The organism is Corynebacterium curieae (genome assembly GCF_027570035.1).
GTDB lineage: Bacteria > Actinomycetota > Actinomycetes > Mycobacteriales > Mycobacteriaceae > Corynebacterium > Corynebacterium curieae.
Genome location: NZ_JAKMUU010000001.1, coordinates 657940 through 675515 on the forward strand (window position 1 = coordinate 657940; position 17576 = coordinate 675515).

At 60.7% G+C, this 17576-nt stretch carries 22 protein-coding genes; 7 read left to right on the plus strand and 15 right to left on the minus strand.

The features are described from left to right. Window positions 1–69: 69 nt before the first annotated feature. Window positions 70–645, minus strand: coding sequence for a YdcF family protein (locus tag L8V01_RS03050; RefSeq protein WP_269945669.1), 576 nt, complete (start codon window positions 643–645; stop codon window positions 70–72). A gap of 53 nt (window positions 646–698) precedes the next feature. On the opposite strand from L8V01_RS03050, the gene L8V01_RS03055 reads away from it, so the two are divergent. Next, window positions 699–2708 carry a TPM domain-containing protein gene (locus L8V01_RS03055; RefSeq protein ID WP_269945670.1) on the plus strand — a complete coding sequence of 670 codons (2010 nt, stop codon included), beginning with the start codon at window positions 699–701 and terminating at the stop codon, window positions 2706–2708. 42 nt (window positions 2709–2750) lie between these two features. Here L8V01_RS03055 and L8V01_RS03060 read toward each other — a convergent pair whose 3' ends face one another. Genes L8V01_RS03060 through L8V01_RS03070 form a run of 3 tightly spaced genes read right to left on the minus strand, consistent with a single transcriptional unit; the run spans window position 2751 to window position 5082 of the window. Beyond that, on the minus strand, window positions 2751–3191 hold the full coding sequence (locus tag L8V01_RS03060; protein ID WP_269945671.1) for a hypothetical protein: 441 nt from the start codon (window positions 3189–3191) through the stop codon (window positions 2751–2753). Then, a complete protein-coding gene (locus tag L8V01_RS03065; protein WP_269945672.1) occupies window positions 3191–3700 on the minus strand; it encodes a hypothetical protein in 510 nt (169 codons plus the stop codon). Before L8V01_RS03065 ends, L8V01_RS03060 begins: the two co-directional genes overlap by 1 nt. A gap of 2 nt (window positions 3701–3702) precedes the next feature. Next, window positions 3703–5082, minus strand: a complete 1380-nt coding sequence (locus L8V01_RS03070; protein ID WP_269945673.1) for a glycine--tRNA ligase — start codon at window positions 5080–5082, stop codon at window positions 3703–3705. 185 nt (window positions 5083–5267) lie between these two features. On the opposite strand from L8V01_RS03070, the gene L8V01_RS03075 reads away from it, so the two are divergent. From L8V01_RS03075 to L8V01_RS03090, 4 genes are all read left to right on the plus strand, one after another. Continuing rightward, on the plus strand, window positions 5268–5558 hold the full coding sequence (locus L8V01_RS03075) for an ArsR/SmtB family transcription factor (RefSeq protein WP_269945674.1): 291 nt from the start codon (window positions 5268–5270) through the stop codon (window positions 5556–5558). A 68-nt stretch (window positions 5559–5626) separates the two neighbouring features. After that, window positions 5627–6046, plus strand: coding sequence for a Fur family transcriptional regulator (locus L8V01_RS03080; RefSeq protein ID WP_269945675.1), 420 nt, complete (start codon window positions 5627–5629; stop codon window positions 6044–6046). Between the two features lie 174 nt (window positions 6047–6220). Beyond that, window positions 6221–6670, plus strand: coding sequence for a hypothetical protein (locus L8V01_RS03085; protein WP_269945676.1), 450 nt, complete (start codon window positions 6221–6223; stop codon window positions 6668–6670). 3 nt (window positions 6671–6673) lie between these two features. After that, entirely contained in the window at window positions 6674–6868 is a 195-nt protein-coding gene (locus L8V01_RS03090; RefSeq protein WP_269945677.1) for a helix-turn-helix transcriptional regulator, read from the plus strand. 12 nt (window positions 6869–6880) lie between these two features. On the opposite strand, the gene L8V01_RS03095 is transcribed toward L8V01_RS03090, so the two are convergent. The 4 genes from L8V01_RS03095 to L8V01_RS03110 all read right to left on the minus strand — a co-directional run bounded on the left by L8V01_RS03095 (window position 6881) and on the right by L8V01_RS03110 (window position 9730). Continuing rightward, window positions 6881–7636, minus strand: a complete 756-nt coding sequence (locus tag L8V01_RS03095) for an isoprenyl transferase (RefSeq protein WP_269945678.1) — start codon at window positions 7634–7636, stop codon at window positions 6881–6883. Between the two features lie 10 nt (window positions 7637–7646). Continuing rightward, a complete protein-coding gene (gene recO / locus L8V01_RS03100; protein ID WP_269945679.1) occupies window positions 7647–8363 on the minus strand; it encodes a DNA repair protein RecO in 717 nt (238 codons plus the stop codon). A gap of 6 nt (window positions 8364–8369) precedes the next feature. Beyond that, window positions 8370–9407, minus strand: a complete 1038-nt coding sequence (gene era, locus L8V01_RS03105; protein WP_269945680.1) for a GTPase Era — start codon at window positions 9405–9407, stop codon at window positions 8370–8372. 119 nt (window positions 9408–9526) lie between these two features. Beyond that, window positions 9527–9730, minus strand: coding sequence for a hypothetical protein (locus tag L8V01_RS03110; RefSeq protein ID WP_269945681.1), 204 nt, complete (start codon window positions 9728–9730; stop codon window positions 9527–9529). Here L8V01_RS03110 and L8V01_RS03115 point away from each other — a divergent pair. Further along, window positions 9729–10112 (plus strand): hypothetical protein, encoded by a 384-nt coding sequence (locus tag L8V01_RS03115; protein WP_269945682.1) that lies wholly within the window; start codon window positions 9729–9731, stop codon window positions 10110–10112. The genes L8V01_RS03110 and L8V01_RS03115 overlap by 2 nt on opposite strands. 71 nt (window positions 10113–10183) lie before the next feature. On the opposite strand, the gene L8V01_RS03120 is transcribed toward L8V01_RS03115, so the two are convergent. The 3 genes from L8V01_RS03120 to L8V01_RS03130 form a co-directional block, all read right to left on the minus strand. Further along, window positions 10184–11200 carry a formamidase gene (locus L8V01_RS03120; protein ID WP_269945683.1) on the minus strand — a complete coding sequence of 339 codons (1017 nt, stop codon included), beginning with the start codon at window positions 11198–11200 and terminating at the stop codon, window positions 10184–10186. 216 nt (window positions 11201–11416) lie between these two features. Continuing rightward, window positions 11417–12265 carry a pyridoxal kinase PdxY gene (gene pdxY / locus L8V01_RS03125; RefSeq protein ID WP_269945684.1) on the minus strand — a complete coding sequence of 283 codons (849 nt, stop codon included), beginning with the start codon at window positions 12263–12265 and terminating at the stop codon, window positions 11417–11419. A gap of 51 nt (window positions 12266–12316) precedes the next feature. Further along, window positions 12317–12895: a TetR/AcrR family transcriptional regulator gene (locus L8V01_RS03130; protein WP_269945685.1), complete on the minus strand. Its 579-nt coding sequence runs from the start codon at window positions 12893–12895 to the stop codon at window positions 12317–12319. Between the two features lie 98 nt (window positions 12896–12993). Between L8V01_RS03130 and L8V01_RS03135 the strand changes: the two genes are divergently transcribed. Further along, on the plus strand, window positions 12994–14046 hold the full coding sequence (locus L8V01_RS03135) for a YhgE/Pip domain-containing protein (RefSeq protein WP_269945686.1): 1053 nt from the start codon (window positions 12994–12996) through the stop codon (window positions 14044–14046). A 6-nt stretch (window positions 14047–14052) separates the two neighbouring features. On the opposite strand, the gene ybeY is transcribed toward L8V01_RS03135, so the two are convergent. Genes ybeY through dnaJ form a run of 4 tightly spaced genes read right to left on the minus strand, consistent with a single transcriptional unit; the run spans window position 14053 to window position 17574 of the window. Then, complete coding sequence (gene ybeY, locus L8V01_RS03140; protein WP_269945687.1) at window positions 14053–14661, minus strand: rRNA maturation RNase YbeY; 609 nt, start codon at window positions 14659–14661, stop codon at window positions 14053–14055. Then, complete coding sequence (locus tag L8V01_RS03145) at window positions 14658–15638, minus strand: PhoH family protein (RefSeq protein WP_269945688.1); 981 nt, start codon at window positions 15636–15638, stop codon at window positions 14658–14660. The genes ybeY and L8V01_RS03145 overlap by 4 nt, the downstream gene beginning before the upstream one ends. 23 nt (window positions 15639–15661) lie before the next feature. Then, window positions 15662–16420: a 16S rRNA (uracil(1498)-N(3))-methyltransferase gene (locus L8V01_RS03150; protein ID WP_269945689.1), complete on the minus strand. Its 759-nt coding sequence runs from the start codon at window positions 16418–16420 to the stop codon at window positions 15662–15664. After that, entirely contained in the window at window positions 16420–17574 is a 1155-nt protein-coding gene (gene dnaJ, locus L8V01_RS03155) for a molecular chaperone DnaJ (protein WP_269945690.1), read from the minus strand. Before dnaJ ends, L8V01_RS03150 begins: the two co-directional genes overlap by 1 nt. Between the last annotated feature and the right edge of the window lie 2 nt (window positions 17575–17576).

Consider the following 17576-nt stretch of genomic DNA (forward strand, 5'->3'; position numbering starts at 1 on the left):
GAAAATTCTCTTATTTTGAAAGGTATCGCCAGGGTACAGAGTATCATGAGGAATTTCTTAATTAAGCGATCAAAAGTTCTCTTCTTCCCGCTGGATCATCTGATGCCGCAGCTTCTGATTCGGGCGCAGCACCTGCTCCACGCGGTAGAAACCATTGCGCAGCGCCGCGGCACCGTGAGCGGGCAGCAGCCCGGCCATCAGCGCGTAGGCCACGCCACCGGTTTCGTGGGCAAGGTAGCGCCACCAGGGCTTAGAAAAGCGCGCGGCCGGGTAATAGGGCGTGCCGGACACGGTGGCCTTGATCCCCTCTTGGCGGGCGATGAGTGCGGTGCGCAGGCGGTGGAGAGGATCGGTGATGATGGTGGCGTCGGAAAGCGCGAAGGCTTCCTTGACCGCGCTAAGGGAGCTGCGGGTATCCATCCCCTCCTGCACCGCATGCACGGTTAGGTGGGGGAAGTGCTCGCGCAGGTAGGTGCGCCCGACGCCGGCCTCAGTAAATCTGTCCCCGGGCAGCTTGCCGCCCACGGTAATGACGTCCAGCCCCTCGGCCGTGGCTAGCTCACCGGCGTGGCGCAGGCGGCCGGCCAAAATGCGAGACGGGCGGCCGTCGTATTGGGCGGTTCCTAAAACAATTGCGTACCTCACTGCCCCATTACACTACCCGCACCGGGCTAGGTGGAGCCGGTAAAGTGGTGGGCATGAATTTGAGTGCACGTTTGGGCCGCGCGGCCATTGCCGCTTTCATTTTGGGCTGCACCTCCATCGGTGCGGGGTCTGCCTTCGCCGCCGAGACCACCACCGTGGCGCAGGGCACCGGTACGGCGACCCTCACGGAAAAGGTTACCGATGACGCAGGAGTATTAAGCACCCAAGAAAAGGCCGAGCTCAGGGAGAAGATTGGCCAGCTGCAAAAAGACGAGCACCGAACCCTTTTTGTCTACATCACCGATGAGTTGGGCACGGATCCGGAAACCTTTGCCGCAGCGGCGGTCAAGGACAAGGGACCGAATTCCGCGGTCTATGCGCTATCCATTAATGACCGCAAGATGGGCGTACAGACCGGCAATGCATGGCCCAAGGGCCGGTTGGATCAGATGTATGACGCCGCCTATGACAAGCTGGCCAGCGATGAGTACGGTGCTTCGGCCCTCGCCCTTGCCGACGCCGCCTTGGGCAACTCCCCCACCTCCAATTCCTCCGACTCCTCCGGCCTGGCGTGGTTAGGCGGTGGCGCGGCCGCCATCGTCGCCGCCGGAGGCGGAATCATGTACTACTCGCGCCGCAATACCAAGAAGAATAATGCGCAGACGCTGGAGTCCGCCCGCGAGATCGCCCCAGGCGATACCGATCAGCTGGGCCGCCTGCCGCTGGAAACCCTGGACCAACTGGCCCAGGAAGAACTGGTCTCTACCGATGAGTCCATCCGCCGCGGCAAAGAGGAGCTTAATATCGCGCTCTCCGAGTTCGGCCCAGAGCGCGTGCGCCCGTTTACCAAGGCCATGAACCACTCCACCTCTACCCTGCAAAAGGCCTTCCACCTGCGCCAGCGCCTGGATGATGCCGTGCCAGAGTCCCCGGCCGAGCGGCGCCAAATGCTGGTAGAAATCGTCTCCTCCTGCGGCCAGGCCGATGACGCCTTGGATGCGCAGGCCGAAGAGTTTGCCAAGATGCGCGATCTGCTCATCCATTCCGATGAGAAGCTGGATGAGCTCACCCAGCGCACCGTGGGACTGCGCGCCCGCCTTCCGGAGGCCGAGTCCACGCTGGCAGGATTGAAGGGCAATTATGACGAGAACGTGCTCTCCTCCATTGCCGATAACCCTGAGCTTGCCGCCGCTTCCCTCGATGAGGCCGAAAAGCTTTTAGACAAGGCCCGGAAGGTCCAAGAACAGCCGGCCGGCCAGCAAGGCCCGTTGGTGGGACTTATTCGCGATATCGAGCACGCCTGCGAGATGACCGATCGCCTCATTTCCGGCGTGGAAAACGCCGAGGAAAATATCGCCACCGCCCGCGGCAACCTCGAGTCCCTCATCGCCGAGGTCGAGGGGGAAATCGACGAGGCCCGCGAGCTCGAGCGCCAAGGCAAGGCTCAGGGAACCACCGCGAATTGGGACGCCCTCGAGGATCTCCTCGGCCGCGCCGGCACCACCGTCAACGAGGCCAAAGACCACGGCCAGCAGGATCCGCTGGGCCAGCACACCGCGCTGACCTCTATCGATACCCAGCTGGATGAGGCGCTCGACCGCGTGCGCGAGAAGACCTCCACGCACGCGCGCCAGCTGGATCTCTTCCGCCAACAGATTTCCGTGGCGGAATCCAATATCCAGGCCGCAGAGGATCTCATTTCCTCCCGCGGGCGCATCATTGGCTCGGGTGCGCGCACCGCGCTTGCCGACGCCAAACGCCTCCACGCCCAAGCCCTCCACACCGAACGCAGCGATATCCGCGCCGCGCTGCAGTCCTCCCGCGAGGCTGTGGCCGCGGCCCAGGCGGCGCTGCAGCGCGCCAAGGAGGACATCGACGAGCACCGCCGCCGTCAGCAGCGCCAGCAGATGGGCAATGCCGCCAATAACATCGTCACCGGCGTTGTCCTCGGCCAGATGCTCGGCGGTGGCCGCGGCTTCGGCGGCGGCTTCGGTGGAGGAAGCTTTGGCGGCGGAGACTTCGGAGGTGGCGGCGGAGGCGGCTTCCGCGGCGGCGCCTTCTAGCGACCCATCTGCCGCCCTAGCCCGGCTCGGGCGGCCCTGGGCCTAGGTGCGCAGGGTGCGCGGGGTGGCATCGAGAAGCGCGCAGGCGTAGCTCAAAAACATGGCGTCAAGCTCAGGCAGCTCGCCCACGCTCACGCGCAGTCCGTCGCCGGCCGGCGCGGTACTGGCAAGCTCGGCGCCGGTGCCGCGGGCCACGATGCGGCGCTCGCGGCGGAAGGGGTTGCGGCGCTCCAGCAGGTACTCGCGGTCTGCGCAGGTCGCACGCAGGCGAGTGACGGTGATTCCGGACTGGGAGACCGAGAACTCTTCGCCCGCTACGGTCTGCGCGCGCAGAAAGAACCGCGGGGAGGCGGAATCCAGTGAGGATTCCACAGAGAGGCGCTCGCCGGCCGCGGTGGCAAGCACGCCGTCACGCACGGAGGCGAGCTCGTTGCCGTCGGCGTCCGTAAGCGCGCTCGCGCGCCAGGTCCACTGCGCAGTCATTAGAAGATAAATAGCGCGGCGAGGGCAACGATGGACGCTAGGACCAAGGTGATGATCCAGGCCCAGGCTTTGCCTTGAGTGGTGGCATCCAGGATGACGCGGGTAAACCAGCTTAGGCCGGCGATTTCGGCGGTGGAAAGCCCCTCGGCATCGTGCTCGAATTCCAGGATGGCCTTGCGCACGCCGGAGTTGCGTGAGGAGAACTGCCCTACCTTTTCATTGTCAACGTCATCGATGATCCAGTCGCCGCTGTTTTCGTTGATGAAGGTAAACGTGCGGCCGTTGAGCGATGCTTCCAAGCGCTTATCGCGGCCGGGGCGGCCGGCGAGGCGGTAAATGGCGCCGTCGGCAAGCGTGGCAGAGGCGCCGAGATCACTGACCTCGGTGCGCCAGAAGTGGCCGTCCACCTCCGCGGAATGCTCCGAGAATACGCCCAGCTGCTCTGGGCCTTCCTCGGCCAAGAGCACGGGTTTTGCGCGGTCGGAGCGATCCCAGCTGGTGTAATGCATTTCTAGCACCCAATCAGGCGAGAGGCGAGGTAAGCCTCGAGGTCATCGAGCTTCACGCGCTCTTGCTCCATGGTGTCGCGCTCGCGCACGGTTACGGCATCGTCCTCGAGGGTGTCGAAGTCGAAGGTGACGCAGAACGGGGTGCCGATCTCATCCTGGCGGCGGTAGCGGCGGCCGATAGCACCAGAAACGTCAAAGTCCACGTTCCAGTAGGCGCGCAGCTTATCGGCCAGCTTGCGGGCCGGCTCGGAGAGCTCTTCCTTCTTCGACAGCGGCAGCACGGCCACCTTGATCGGTGCCAGGCGGCGGTCTAGGCGAAGGACCACGCGCTTATCGGTGCCGCCCTTGGCGTTGGGAGCTTCTTCCTCATCGTAGGCATCCACGAGGAAGGCCATCATGGAGCGACCCAGGCCGGCGGCTGGCTCAATGACGTACGGGATCCAGCGCTCGTCATTGGCCTGGTCATAGTAGGACAGGTCCTCGCCCGAGCCCTTGGCGTGCACGGACAGGTCATAGTCCGTGCGGTTGGCCACGCCTTCCAGCTCTCCCCACTTGGAGCCCTTGAAGCCGAAGGCGTACTCCACGTCCACGGTGCGCTTGGAGTAGTGGGAGAGCTTTTCCTTCGGGTGCTCGTATAGGCGCAGGTTTTCTTCCTTGATGCCTAGGTCCACGTACCAGTTATAGCGGTCATCAATCCAGTACTGGTGCCACTCTTCATCCTCGCCCGGCTTGACAAAGAACTCCATTTCCATCTGCTCGAACTCGCGGGTACGGAAGATGAAGTTGCCCGGGGTAACCTCGTTGCGGAAGGACTTACCAATGTTCGCAATGCCAAACGGCGGCTTCATGCGCGAGGAGGTCATCACGTTCTTGAAGTTGACGAAGATTCCCTGCGCGGTCTCTGGACGCAGGTAGTGCAGGCCCTGCTCATCGTCCACTGGGCCTAGGAAGGTCTTGAGCAGGCCGGAGAAGGCCTTTGGCTCGGTCCAATCGCCCGGCTGGCCGGTTTCTGGGTCATTGATATCTGCCAAGCCGTTTTCCGGCTCGTGGCCGTGCTTTTCCTCGTAGGCCTCAATGAGGTGGTCGGCACGGTAGCGCTTGCCGGTATGGCGGGATTCCACCAGCGGGTCAGAAAAGACCTCAACGTGTCCGGAAGACACCCAGACCTGGCGCGGCTGGATGACGGAGGTGTCCACGCCCACGACGTCTGCGCGAGACTGCACCATGTGGCGCCACCACTGGCGCTTGATGTTTTCCTTGAGCTCTACACCAAGAGGGCCGTAATCCCACGCGGAGCGGGAACCGCCGTAAATTTCACCTGCCTGGTAGACCAAGCCGCGGCGCTTACACAGGTTTACAACGGTATCGATGACGGATGCCATTAGTTTTCGGACTCCTCTGGTAGGGGACAGTCTTGACAATCTCGTTCAGTCTAACTCGAAGCGCCCAACCGTGGTGGGATTGGGGCATGAATTTAATTTGAAATATATCCGAGTTATTCAACGCATCGGGTAATATAAGAGTGACCGACAGGTAATAGGTATTGAATTGAAGGTGACTTTTCCCTATGACGACCACTGACACGGCCCTTAATAATTCCGCGGCCGCCGGCGTGATCGCTGCCCTCGATTCGCCCCTACGCATCGCAATCATCTCTCGCCTGGCCGAGCGCGATCACTTTGTGCACGAGCTCGTCAAGGCTACTGGCAAGTCCCAGCCACTCATCAGCCAGCACCTGCGCGTGCTCAAGCAGGCCGGCATCGTTGATTCCGAACGCAGCGGGCGCGAGGTTACGTACTCTCTCATTGCCCCGCAGGTTTTGGGCCTGCTTGCCGACGCCGCCAAGATCGCCTCCTAGACCCTCACCCTGCATATAAAGCCGCCGTGCTATGCGGTTGTTGAAAAAGAATTGATAAAATTGCGGTCATGGCTTTACACGACAGTATTCCCAAACTAGGCGCGCGCAATACCAAGCAGCGCACCGCGGTTGTTGAGGTGCTGCGGGACATGGAGAAATTTGCCTCCGCCAAGGAGATCTATCACGAGCTCCAAGAGCGGCAGGAAAAGGTGGGCCTGACCACCGTGTACCGCACCCTGCAATCCCTGACCGATATCGATGCGGTAGACGCGCTCCACATGCCCAACGGCGAAACCCTCTACCGCCACTGCGAGACCGATGCCCATCACCACCACTTGGTATGCACCAAGTGCGGCCGCACCGAGGAAATCGATGGCGGCCCCATTGAAAAGTGGGCCACCTCCGTGGCGAAGGATTACGGCTTCGAGCTCACCGGCCACGATGCCGAGGTCTTTGGCATCTGCAGCGACTGCGCCGCTTCCACTTAAACGCGCTCGCGCTTCCTCGCGAAGCCACTCCACTAACCTCAGACTCCAACTTCCAGAGCCTGAGGTTTTTCTTTGCTTACCACCGTGACAGTAAAGCCTCCTTTACAGTAAAGGTCCCTTGACATATAGTGTGTGTCAAGCACGCTTTACAAGCGCTTACTACAGGAGGTTCCTATGCAGACCACTCGCTTTGGCCGCCCTAAGTTCGGCGGCACGCAAACCAAGCTCATTACTTTGTCCGTGGCTGCAGGCGCGGACATCGCAGCGGCCGCCGGTGCCCTCATGGCCGCGTTTGTGCACGATGATTCACCCTGGCTAGCGTTTGCCGTGTACTCACTGTGCCTCCTGCCTGTTGCTATCTCCGCTAGCTGGCTTTTCATGGTGGATCGGTCCACCATCCGCGGAGCGACACCCGACCCAGAAAATTCCATCGAAGCCCACTGGTATTCCCAGGCTTCCGAAAACACCCTGCACGCCATTCTCATCGCCACAGGCGCATTGGGTATAGCCTCTTCCATCTGGGAATTCCAGGTTTCCGGCACCATGCTCACCATCATCTTGGGAGTATTTGTCAGCTGTACCTTTGGCATTAGCTACTTTGCCCACAAGCGGGCGGCGAGCTAAATCATGGACAACCGGCTAAAAGAGATTCGCGAGAGCCAAGATCTCTCGCAGCAGGGCTTAGCTACGGAGCTAGGTGTCTCGCGCCAAACGGTCCTCAGTATTGAAAAAGGGCGCTACGATCCTTCACTCCCCCTCGCATTTCAGATCGCGCGCCATTTTTCCTGCCGCATCGAGGATATTTTCATCCCCGAGAAATAATCACGCTGCGCGCTACTTTTTAACGCCGCCGAAGCGGCGGTCGCGCCGCGCGTATTCCTCAATGGCGGCGAAGAGATCCTCCGGAGTGAAGTCCGGGAAGAGCTTGTCCTGGTAAATCATCTCCGCGTACGCGGACTGCCACAGCAGGAAGTTAGAGGTGCGCTTCTCACCGGACGGGCGCAGGAAGAGGTCCACATCCGGCATGCCTGGGTCATAAAGGTGCTGCGTGATGGTCTCTTCCTTAATATCGCGCGGGTTAAGCTCGCCTGCGGCAACCTGCTTGGCGATGTCTCGGAAGCCATCTACCAACTCTGCCCTACCGCCATAGTTCACGCACATGGCCAAGGTCATCTTGGTATTGTCCTTGGTCAGCTCTTGGGCGGCCTCGAGCTCCTTAATAACCGAGCGCCACAAACGCGGGCGGCGGCCTGCCCACACCACGCGCACGCCGCGTTCATTGAGCCACTCACGCTGGCGGCGCAACACGTCGCGGTTAAATCCCATAAGGAAGCGGACCTCCTCCGGGCTGCGGCGCCAATTTTCCGTGGAAAACGCGTACGCGGAAAGGTAGGGAACGCCGGCGGCAAGGCAGGCATCGACGACGTCAAGGAGCACGGCTTCTCCGCGCCTATGCCCCTCGGTGCGCTTCATGCCCTTTTCTTGGGCCCAACGGCCGTTGCCATCCATGACCAGCGCAATGTGGCGCGGCATGAACTCGTCCGGAATATTCGGCGGGGTCAAAGTGCGGTTCGGGTCTGGCGTAATCACGGGCTATATTCTACTGCTCCATAACCTGCAATGCGGAAACATTGCGCTCCATATGCCATTGCAGGTGCGCCCGCGCCAAGCGGTGCCCCTCCTGCTTTTGTGCATTCGTGGGGTTCGTCGGATGGTTGTGCGCTAAAAGCCACAGGTGGTGCAAGGTTTCCGGGTCTACCTCGGCAGCGCCCGGCGGCCGGCATTCGTGGCACGCCGCCCCACCAACCGCCGGGTGAAAGGCGTGGTGCGGGCCCGGCCTGTTGCACTGTGCACAGTTAAAGAGGCTCGGCGCCCAGCCGGCATGCGCCATCGCCTGTAATAAGAAGGTATCCAACGCCATCGTTGGATCCGCCGTCTGCAACTGCGCAAAGGTAGCGATGACGGATTCGTAGAGATAAGGGTCATGGGCGGCGTCAGCAAAAGCAAGGCGCTCAGCCGATTCCAGGACCGCGCACGCGGCCGTATAGCGCTCATAATCCTCAATGAGGCGCGCGCCAAAATAGTCGACGGTATCCGCCTGGGAAATGGTAGCTAGGTTCTTGCCCACATATAGCTGGACGTCAAGGTTGACAAAGAGCTGCAGGCGCGAACCAAAGCGCGACTTTGCCCGGCGCACGCCTTTAGCCACCGCGCGCACGAGGCCATGATCGCGAGTGAGGAGGACGATGACGCGATCGGCCTCGCCAAAATCATAGGTGCGGATGACCACTGCGCGGTCACGATAGTTCTCGCGCATATCCGCTTAGAAACCGAGCCTGCCCAGCGACTTCGGATCCGACTGCCAGTTCTTTAACACCTTGATACGCAGGTCCAGGTACACGTTTTGGCCCAGCAGCTTAATAATCTCCTTGCGGGCATTGCCCACAATGCGGCGGAAGCGCAGGCCATCCTTGCCCTCAATGATGCGCTTTTGCCCCGGGCGCTCCAAGTACAAAATGGCGTGGATATCCAGCACGCCCTCACGAGTGCGCGACGGCAGCATCTCATCGACCTGCACCGCCACCGAGTGCGGCAGCTCCGCCTTCAAACCGGACAAGGCGGCCTCACGAATGAGTTCCTCGATGCGCTTTTCTTGGCCCTCATCGGTGATGTGATCATCCGGGTAGAACTTCGGGCCTTCTGGCAGGTGATCCACGATGACCTGCACGAGCTCATCCAATTGCATGCCCTCCTTGGAGGAGACCGGGATGACTACCGCATTCGGGTCATCCTGGGAAAGCAGCTCATGCAGGGCCAGAAGCTGCGCGCCTACTTGGTTCTTGCTGGCCTTATCCAGCTTGGTAACGATGCCGATGATCGGGGTCTTTGGCGCAATGGAGCGCACGTTTTCCAAGATCCAGCGGTCACCCGGGCCGATCTTTTCATCGGCCGGGATGGTCAGGCCAATAACGTCTACATCGGCGTAGGTGTCCTTGACTACCTCGTTGAGGCGCTCGCCCAACAGGGTGCGCGGCCGGTGCAGGCCCGGCGTATCTACGACGATGACCTGGGCATCATCGCGGTGCACCAAGCCGCGAATGGTGTGGCGGGTGGTCTCCGGCTGGTCCGCGGTAATCGCAATCTTCTGCCCCACCAGGGCATTAGTCAGCGTGGATTTGCCGGTATTCGGGCGTCCCACGAAGGATACGAAGCCCGAACGGAATCCCTCCGGGGTATCGGTGTACTGGGAATAATCAAGCGGGGCTGCCGTATTCTCGGCGCCTTCCAGCACGACATCATCAGGGTCTTCTGGCAGGCCCTCGAATGCCGCATCAAACTGTGCATCAAAATCAGAACTCATTACCCGCAATAATAGCCCACAGAGTCAAGATCTCCGATAAGTTCACGGCCAATTTCCACCAGTGCCACAGCCTTGAACTAATCTATGGAGAAACCTCTTCTCCCCAGCACACACCGTGCTCACTCTCCGAAAGGCCCCTTCATGCCCCGCAAGTCCCCTGCCTTAATTTTGGGCGCTGCACTTACTCTCATCCTCTCTGCATGCTCCTCGCCCGATTCTGAACCGTCCCCAGAGACGAGCACGAGTTCCTCCGCAACCTCTTCTTCCAGCACCTCCAGTTCTTCAACCACCACTTCTTCTACCACCAGCAGCGAAGAGAGCATGACCGAAGAACCTGCAGAAAGCGTTGCTCCTGAGCCGGAAACCCAACCCCAGGCTGCGGCAGCGGAGCCGGAGTTGCTGTATTGCGATCCGGGGAACCTCACCATTCTCGGAACTTTTTCGGATGGAACCCAAAAACCTACAGAGCTGTGTGACACACCCGCCCATCGCCGTTCCGCACGCGCTGAAGGCGTGTGCGGTAATCCGAACGGTCGATACGAATTCCCTGAGGAATATGCGGAGCTTTGCCACTATGATCCACCCGAGTATCAGCCGGATGAGGCGGACTGGCCAGATTCTCCGAACGAGTCAATGCCTGATTACGACTACTCTGAAACCGACGACTATTCAGGCGCTACCGAATCTGTATCTCCGGAGTACTAGAAGGCAGTATTCGCACGCACCAAAGCCCTGCACCCGTAGAAATGGGTGCAGGGCTTTGGTGGTGGATTAGCTTACTTAAACTCGTCCGGCAGCGGGCCGAGCTGCGGGCCGTCCGGGTAGTACTTCCAGCCGTCCTTGATGCGGACGTCGTCAGCCCAAGGCAGTTTGTACTCGCCCTTGGCCAAGTCCTCGACCCAGGTGAGATAGTTGTCGGTCTTGCCACCGGGGTAGCCCACGTACCCGCGGTTGCCCAGGTTGAAGATGTTGTTTTCTAGGCCCCAATTGATGCGGGCCTTGTCAGCCAGCTCTGGGAAGATTTCGGCGGTGACGATCTCGCCGGGATTGCGGTGGCCCTCAGAAATCATGTGGCCGTCGTAATTGCAGACGTTGCCTTCACCGAAGTAGTAGAAGGTGTTGTCGTAGCCAGCCAGGTTTACGGAGGCGGTGTACATCAGGTTTTGGAAAGCATTGGTCTTATTGGTCATGATCCACTGATCCTGGGTCTGCGTGGAGTAGCCAGAAATGCGGATATAGACATTGGCACCCTTGTATGCAGCCTCGCGTGCGAGCTCAGGGAACATGCCGTCGTGGCAAATGTTTACAGCGAGCTTGGAGCCCTTCGGGCCGTCGCAAACCGGCATGCCCAAATCGCCTGGGTACCAAGGTTCGATGGGAGTCCATGGCTGCAGCTTGCGGTAGTGCAGGGCGATTTCGCCGTCGGAGTTGATGATGATGGCGGTATTAAAGGGTGGCTTTCCTTCCTCATGGTTTGGCTCCATGATGGAAAAGACGCCCCAGACATCATTGTCCCTGCAGGCCTGCTTGAACTGGTCCACCTTTGGGTCATCGAGGCCGATGAGGAATTCATCATAGGACCAAATCTTGGTGTTGAGACCGGAGGAAGAATATTCCGGGAAGACAATAAGGTCGAGGTCTGGGTAGCCCGCCTTGGTGGAACCCACCATGCGGCAGATTTCGTCCACGCTGGCTTGGACGTCTTCTGGGGTATTGACCACTGGAACGGGGTACTGCATAAGGGCCATCAACAGGCCGTCGGGGGATGCGCTGATGCTGCCGGTGCTGGACATGGTGGGCTCCTATCGCAAAGTAGATAAAGTAGATGATGTGATGAGAGCCATACTACTGACATAGTGGTAGTACGTCACACTATTCATCCAAAGAAGCAGTCTCGTATGAGAGACTCACCGGAAGCCGCCGTTAATGGAAGAAAAGAGCCGAGCTGAAGGGAAGTTCTCAGCTCGGCTGAAACTCGATAGAGCTAGCAGATAGGGCTCGGGCGTGGGTTAAAGCTCCTCAGCGTGGAACTGCATGCGTGGGTGCGCGAACACGTCCTGGGATTGGATGAGTTGGAGCTCGGCAGTCTCTGCCTCGTAGGTGTTTTCCAGCAGGTCGTACACAGAAGAGGCGGTGCGGCGCAGGGACTCCTTGACGTCGCTGGTCTCGGTGTAGTGGCCGGTAAACAGGGCGGCGGTGACGTCGCCGGAGCCGTTGCGCTTGAACGGCAACAGCGGGGTGGACACGAGGAAGGCACGATCGCCGTCGACGGCAAGCATCTCAACCTGGTCGTCGGCAGTCTCGGGGCGCTTGACGGAGGTAACCAGAACGGTCTTCGGGCCGATCTCCTGCGCCTTCTTTACCGCGGCGAGGGTTTGCTCAAGGGTGCCGACCTCGGAATCGGTGAGGTAGCCCAGCTCGAATTGGTTCGGGGTGATGATATCGGCGACGGGCACGACGCGGTCGCGCAGCAGTGGCGGAATCTCATCAGAGACGAAGCAGCCGGACTTGGCATTGCCCATTACAGGATCGCAGGCGTAGAGGGCCTTGGGGTTGGCGGCCTTGATGCGGCGGACGGTTTCCACGATGGCGTCGGCAATGTCGGCGCCGCCTTGGTAGCCGGAAAGGATGGCGTCGATCTGCGGGAAGGCGCCGCGCTTTTCAATGCCATCGATGATGGAGGTGACGTCGCTGGCCGGAATCATCGGCCCGCCCCAGTCGCCGTAGCCGGTGTGGTTGGAAAAGTTCACCGTGTGGACCGGCCACACCTCATGGCCGGCGCGCTGCAAAGGAAAGACGGCCGCGGAGTTACCAACGTGGCCGTAGGTGACATGGGACTGGATGGAAAGGATAGTCATAGCTATCTATTGTGCTACGCCCGTCACCTACTGACAAAGGTGAGGCGGGTATTATTTTTCCACCTTGCCGCCATTTTCCAAAAGAAGCGGAAGCGAGACCTCATCCACCACGGATTCAATGACCTCGTCCGGCAAGGAACGGGTAAAGACTAAGTAGTGGAAGAAGATATCCGCCGTGGCAGAAATTTGACGCTCGGTGGGGTCTTTCCGGACGGCCTCTCCCCTGTCGCGGGCTCGGCTTAGCGCGGCGTCGATATACTTCACGGCCGGCAGGCCGGTGTTGCGCTGCGCCATATCTGCGAGGGCAGGCGTAGCTTCTGCCAAGATGCCGGCCACTACCGAGAAGCCGAATTCCTCAAATCGCCCCCGCAGGCGGCGGCCCAAGCGCTGGAGATCGCTGCGCAGGTCGGGGCCTTCTGGCTCGCCTAGGGTAAGGCTCGCGGTGTCCATGATGGCGCCAGCCACGAGCTCCGCGCGCGTGGCGTAACGGCGATAGACCACGGGCTTTGAGGTGTGCGCACGGGCCGCCACACCCTCAAAGGTCACCCCTTGGTATCCGCCGTGCGCAAGCTCTTCCAGGATGGCTTTGTGGATAGCCGCTTCAACTTCAGCAGCGCTACGACGTGCCATAACGCCCCTCCCTTTTAGATACGTTGCGTTTCTTGAAGATTAAGTTTAACATGTATCCCGTTGAAGAAACGAACCGTATCTAAAAAGATTGGATTGCCATGAAGAAAGCACACCGCGCTTGGCTGATGCCGCTCATCATCGCCGCGCTCTTCATCTCCATGTTTGCCCTGATGTTCGGCCCCATGATGAACATGAAGCCACACGACTTGCCCGTAGCAGCGGTCATGAATGATCAGGGAGTCGATACCCCCAAGGGTCACCAGGTCGCAGGCGAGAAGGTGCTAGACACCATGGATGAAAAATTCTCCGAATCCGGCGCACTCAAGATGGAGAAGGTAGAAGACGGCGAGTTCAATGCCAATGACTACTTCGCCGTCATCACCATCCCGGAGGACTTCACCAAGCAGATGTCTTCCCACCACGCCACGGTTGATTTCAAAGTCAACCAGGGAAAGAACCCTATGGCCGCCATGCAGCTACAACGGATGGTGACCAAGATTGATATGGGTGATTCCGGCGTGGTCCTCAAGCCGGACACCTATAACTCGATTGACCCGAAGCTGGGCTTTGCCGCGAATATGATTCCTACCGTCCTCATCATGATGACGATGGTGCCGTCCATTGTCGGCGGAAACCTGGCTTCTTCCAGCACCCGCCGGTGGCTGCAGCCACTGCTTGCCGCACTCGTTGCCATCTTTGTGGGCCTCGCAGCTTCCGCCATGATCACCTGGGTCACCCCGCTGACTGATTGGAACGCTCACCTAGCGCTCTACCTGGCCGTCGGCTCCTTCTGCATGGGCATGCTGACTATCGGTGCCATTAACCTCTTGGGCCGCTCCGGCCTCATCCTGCCGGTGGCCTGCGTCATCTTGGGTATGTCTACGGGTATGCTTCCGCGCGAATTCCTGCCGGGCTTCTGGTCCGATTTTGTCTGGCTGTGGAACCCGGTTCACAACCTGGCCAATGGCGTGCGCAATATCCTCTTCCTGCACCAAACCTGGTCCGGTGAGGCCATCGGTCTGCTGACCATTGGTGGCGTCGGCGTCATCTTGTGGGCTCTTTCCGCACTGCGCCGCACACCCGCCAGCATGAGCAAGGATGACGGTACCCCTTCTGAGGACGCCGCCGCTACCCCGGTCGCTGCACAGTAGGTATAACTACTCGCCCTGCGGCTCGCCCACCGCAGGGATTCCGCCGCCGGGAACCTGCTTGTCCAGGTTGGCGCGCTCGGCGGCGTCGGGAAAAGCTTTGGGGCCGGACGGCTTGGGTTGATAGGCAACACCGCGCTCGGCTAGATCGTCGTACCAATCCGCAAGCAGCTCGTTTTGGCGGCCGAACATTTCCTTTTCCTCGGCCGGAGTGGAGTGGTCATAGCCCAACAGGTGCAGGCAGCCGTGGACCGTAAGCAGGGCCAGCTCATGGCCTAAGGAGTGGCCGGCGGCTTCTGCCTGGCGCAGGGCAAACTCGGGGCACAGCACAATATCGCCCAGCATGGCCGGGCCCGGATCGGCGGCATCGGGGCGGCCGCCGCCTGCAATCGCGCCGGGGGTGAGCTCATCCATGGGAAAGCTCATAACATCGGTGGGGCCTTCCAGGTCCATCCAGCGCACGTGGAGATCCTCGATGGTCTTCAAATCCACACAGGTGATTGTGCACTCAGCATCGGGGTTAATATCCATCGCACCGAAGGCATAAGAGGCGACGTCAATTAGCATCTCCTCGTTGACGCCTTCGAAGCCGGATTCATTGAGAAACTCGATACTCATTCCATTCCCTCGTATTCTGCGGCTTTCTTATTATCAAAGGTCTCATATGCATTGACGATGCGCCCGACTAGCTGGTGGCGCACCACGTCCTTGGAGCCCAGATCCGCGAAGTGAATATCTTCCACGTTGCGCAAGATGCGGCGTACGATGCGCAGGCCGGAGACCTGGCCGTGTGGAAGGTCCACCTGGGAGACATCGCCGGTGACCACAATCTTGGAGCCAAAGCCCAGACGAGTAAGGAACATCTTCATCTGCGCGGGCGTGGTGTTTTGAGCCTCGTCAAGAATGACAAAAGCATCATTCAACGTGCGGCCGCGCATATAGGCCAACGGGGCGACCTCAATGATGCCGGCCTCCATGAGCTTGGGGATCATCTCTGGGTCAAGCATGTCCCGCAGGGCGTCATAGAGCGGGCGCAGGTAGGGGTCAATCTTGTCATTGAGCGTGCCCGGCAAAAAGCCGAGCTTCTCCCCTGCCTCCACGGCCGGGCGAGTGAGGATGATGCGCGAGACCTGCTTGGTCTGTAGCGCCTGCACGGCCTTGGCTACCGCAAGGTAGGTTTTGCCGGAACCGGCCGGGCCGATGCCGAAGACCACCGTATTATCGTCGATGGCTTGCACGTACTCAGACTGACCCACCGTCTTCGGGCGAATGGCCTTGCCGCGGCGCTTAACGATGTCCGCCGCCATCGCCGCCGAGACCGACTGCGGCGCCTCCACGGCCACCATGTCCATGGTGTGCTTGACCGTATCGGTGGATACGGCGTGGCCGCGGCGGGCGATGGCCTCGAGCTCGTCGAGGATCTTGGCGGCGCGGGCCACTTCATAATCGGGGCCCGTGACGGTGACGACATTGCCGCGGGCAAAAAGGTCCGCATCGAGGCGGTTATTGAGCACGCGCAGGTTATCGTCCGCGCTGCCCAGCACGCTACTGACGTAGGCGGAATCGAGCTCACATTTCTTCGTGATGATAGACACGTGCTTTAGGCTACCAGCGCCGGTTACCAACGCTCGGTGCGCATGCCGATTGCTGCCAGCGCCACCATCGCCGCACTCGCTGTGCGCAATACTTCTGGGCCGAGCTTAATGGGCGTGGCACCCGCTTCTTTGAGGCGAGCAAGCTCAGCGTCGCCGATGCCACCCTCTGGCCCCACGAGCAGGACGACGTCCCCTGTAAGCGGCACGTCCTTGATGGAGGCGGTAGCTTCCTCGTGCAATACGAGCACGGTGGGTGCGGCCGAGGGCTCGTCACCGCGGCCGCCACCGAGTTCTTGGACGAGCTGCGGGGTGGTCAGCGGGCCGCGCACCTGTGGGATGCGGGCGCGACGGGATTGCTTGGCCGCGGAATCGGCGGCCGCCTGCCACTTGGCCACGGCCTTGGGAGCCTTCTTCCCATCCCATTTAGCCACGCAGCGATCCGCCTGCCAGGCGATGATCTCATCGGCGCCGGCCTGGGTAGCGAGATCCACGGCGAGCTCGGCGCGTTCGGACTTTGGGATGGCCTGCACCACGGTCACGCGCGGCGTGGGCTCGGGCGCGGTCACAATGGACTCGACCGTGCCCTCCAGGGAGTCCTTGCCCGAGGTGGCGGTGATGGTGAGGGTGAGGCGGATACCGGTGCCGTCGACAAGCTCGAGGCGCTCGCCCTCCCCCATGCGCTTGACCGTGACGGCATGGCGGGCCTCCGGGCCGGAAAAGCTGAAGGCCTCGCCGGTGCGCGCGGCGGAAAGATCCGGGTGGATGAAGACGGGCAGCGACATTAGCGGCGGAACTTATCGCGAATGCGGCTAAAGAAGGATTCCTCCTGGCCGTCGCCGGTGGTGCGCACGCGCGCGCCCTCGTCGCGGGAATTGCGGATCTTCTCCAGGGATTCGCGGGTCTTGCGGTCCAAGTCCTTGGGCACAACGACGTCCACGTGGGCAAAGAGGTTGCCATAGCCATCGGTGCGCAAGCGCGGCATGCCCGCGCCATCGACCTTGATGGACTCGCCCGGCTGGGTGCCCGGCTCGATATCGATGGTGAGCTCTTCACCATTGAGCTGATCGATGGTGAAGTTGGTGCCCAAGGCTGCGTCAATCATCGGCACGCGCACGGTGAGGTTCAGGTCATCGGCGTTGCGCTGGAAGACGGGGTGCTCCTCCGTATGAACCTCGACGTAGAGGTCACCGGCTGGGCCGCCGCCGTGGCCGACCTCGCCCTGGGAGGCCATGCGGATGCGCATGCCGTCATTAATGCCGGCCGGGATATTCACGGTGATATCGCGGCGCTTCTTCACGCGGCCGTCGCCGGCGCAGTGGTTGCACGGATCGGTGATGACCTCGCCGAAGCCCTGGCACTTCGGGCACGGGCGGGTGGTCATGACGTTACCCAAGAAGCTGCGCTGCATCTCCTGGATTTCACCCATGCCATTGCAATTATCACAGGTAACCGGCTTTGCCTTGGACTCGGAGCCGGTGCCACCGCAGCTATCGCATAGCACCGCAGTATCCACGGTGACCTTCTTCTTCAAGCCGGTATAGGCCTCTTCCAAGGTGATGCGGGTGCGCAGCAGGGCATCATTGCCCGGCTGGACGCGGGACTTCGGGCCGCGGGAGCCGCCGGCGCCGCCGCCAAAGAACTCGGCAAAGATATCGCCTAGGCCGCCGCCACCGAAGCCGCTAAAGCCACCGGCGCCAGCACCGGCACCGCCGCCCTGCTCCATTGGATCGCCGCCCATGTCCACGATCTGGCGCTTTTGCGGATCTAGCAGAACCTCCTGGGCCAGCGCGGCATCGCGGAACTTCTCCGCCGCGGTTTCATCATCCGGGTTCAAATCCGGGTGATATTTGCGGGCCATTTTGCGGTAGGCCTTCTTAATCTCCTGGTCAGATGCGTTCTTATCAACACCGAGGATGCCGTAGTAGTCACGAGCCACTG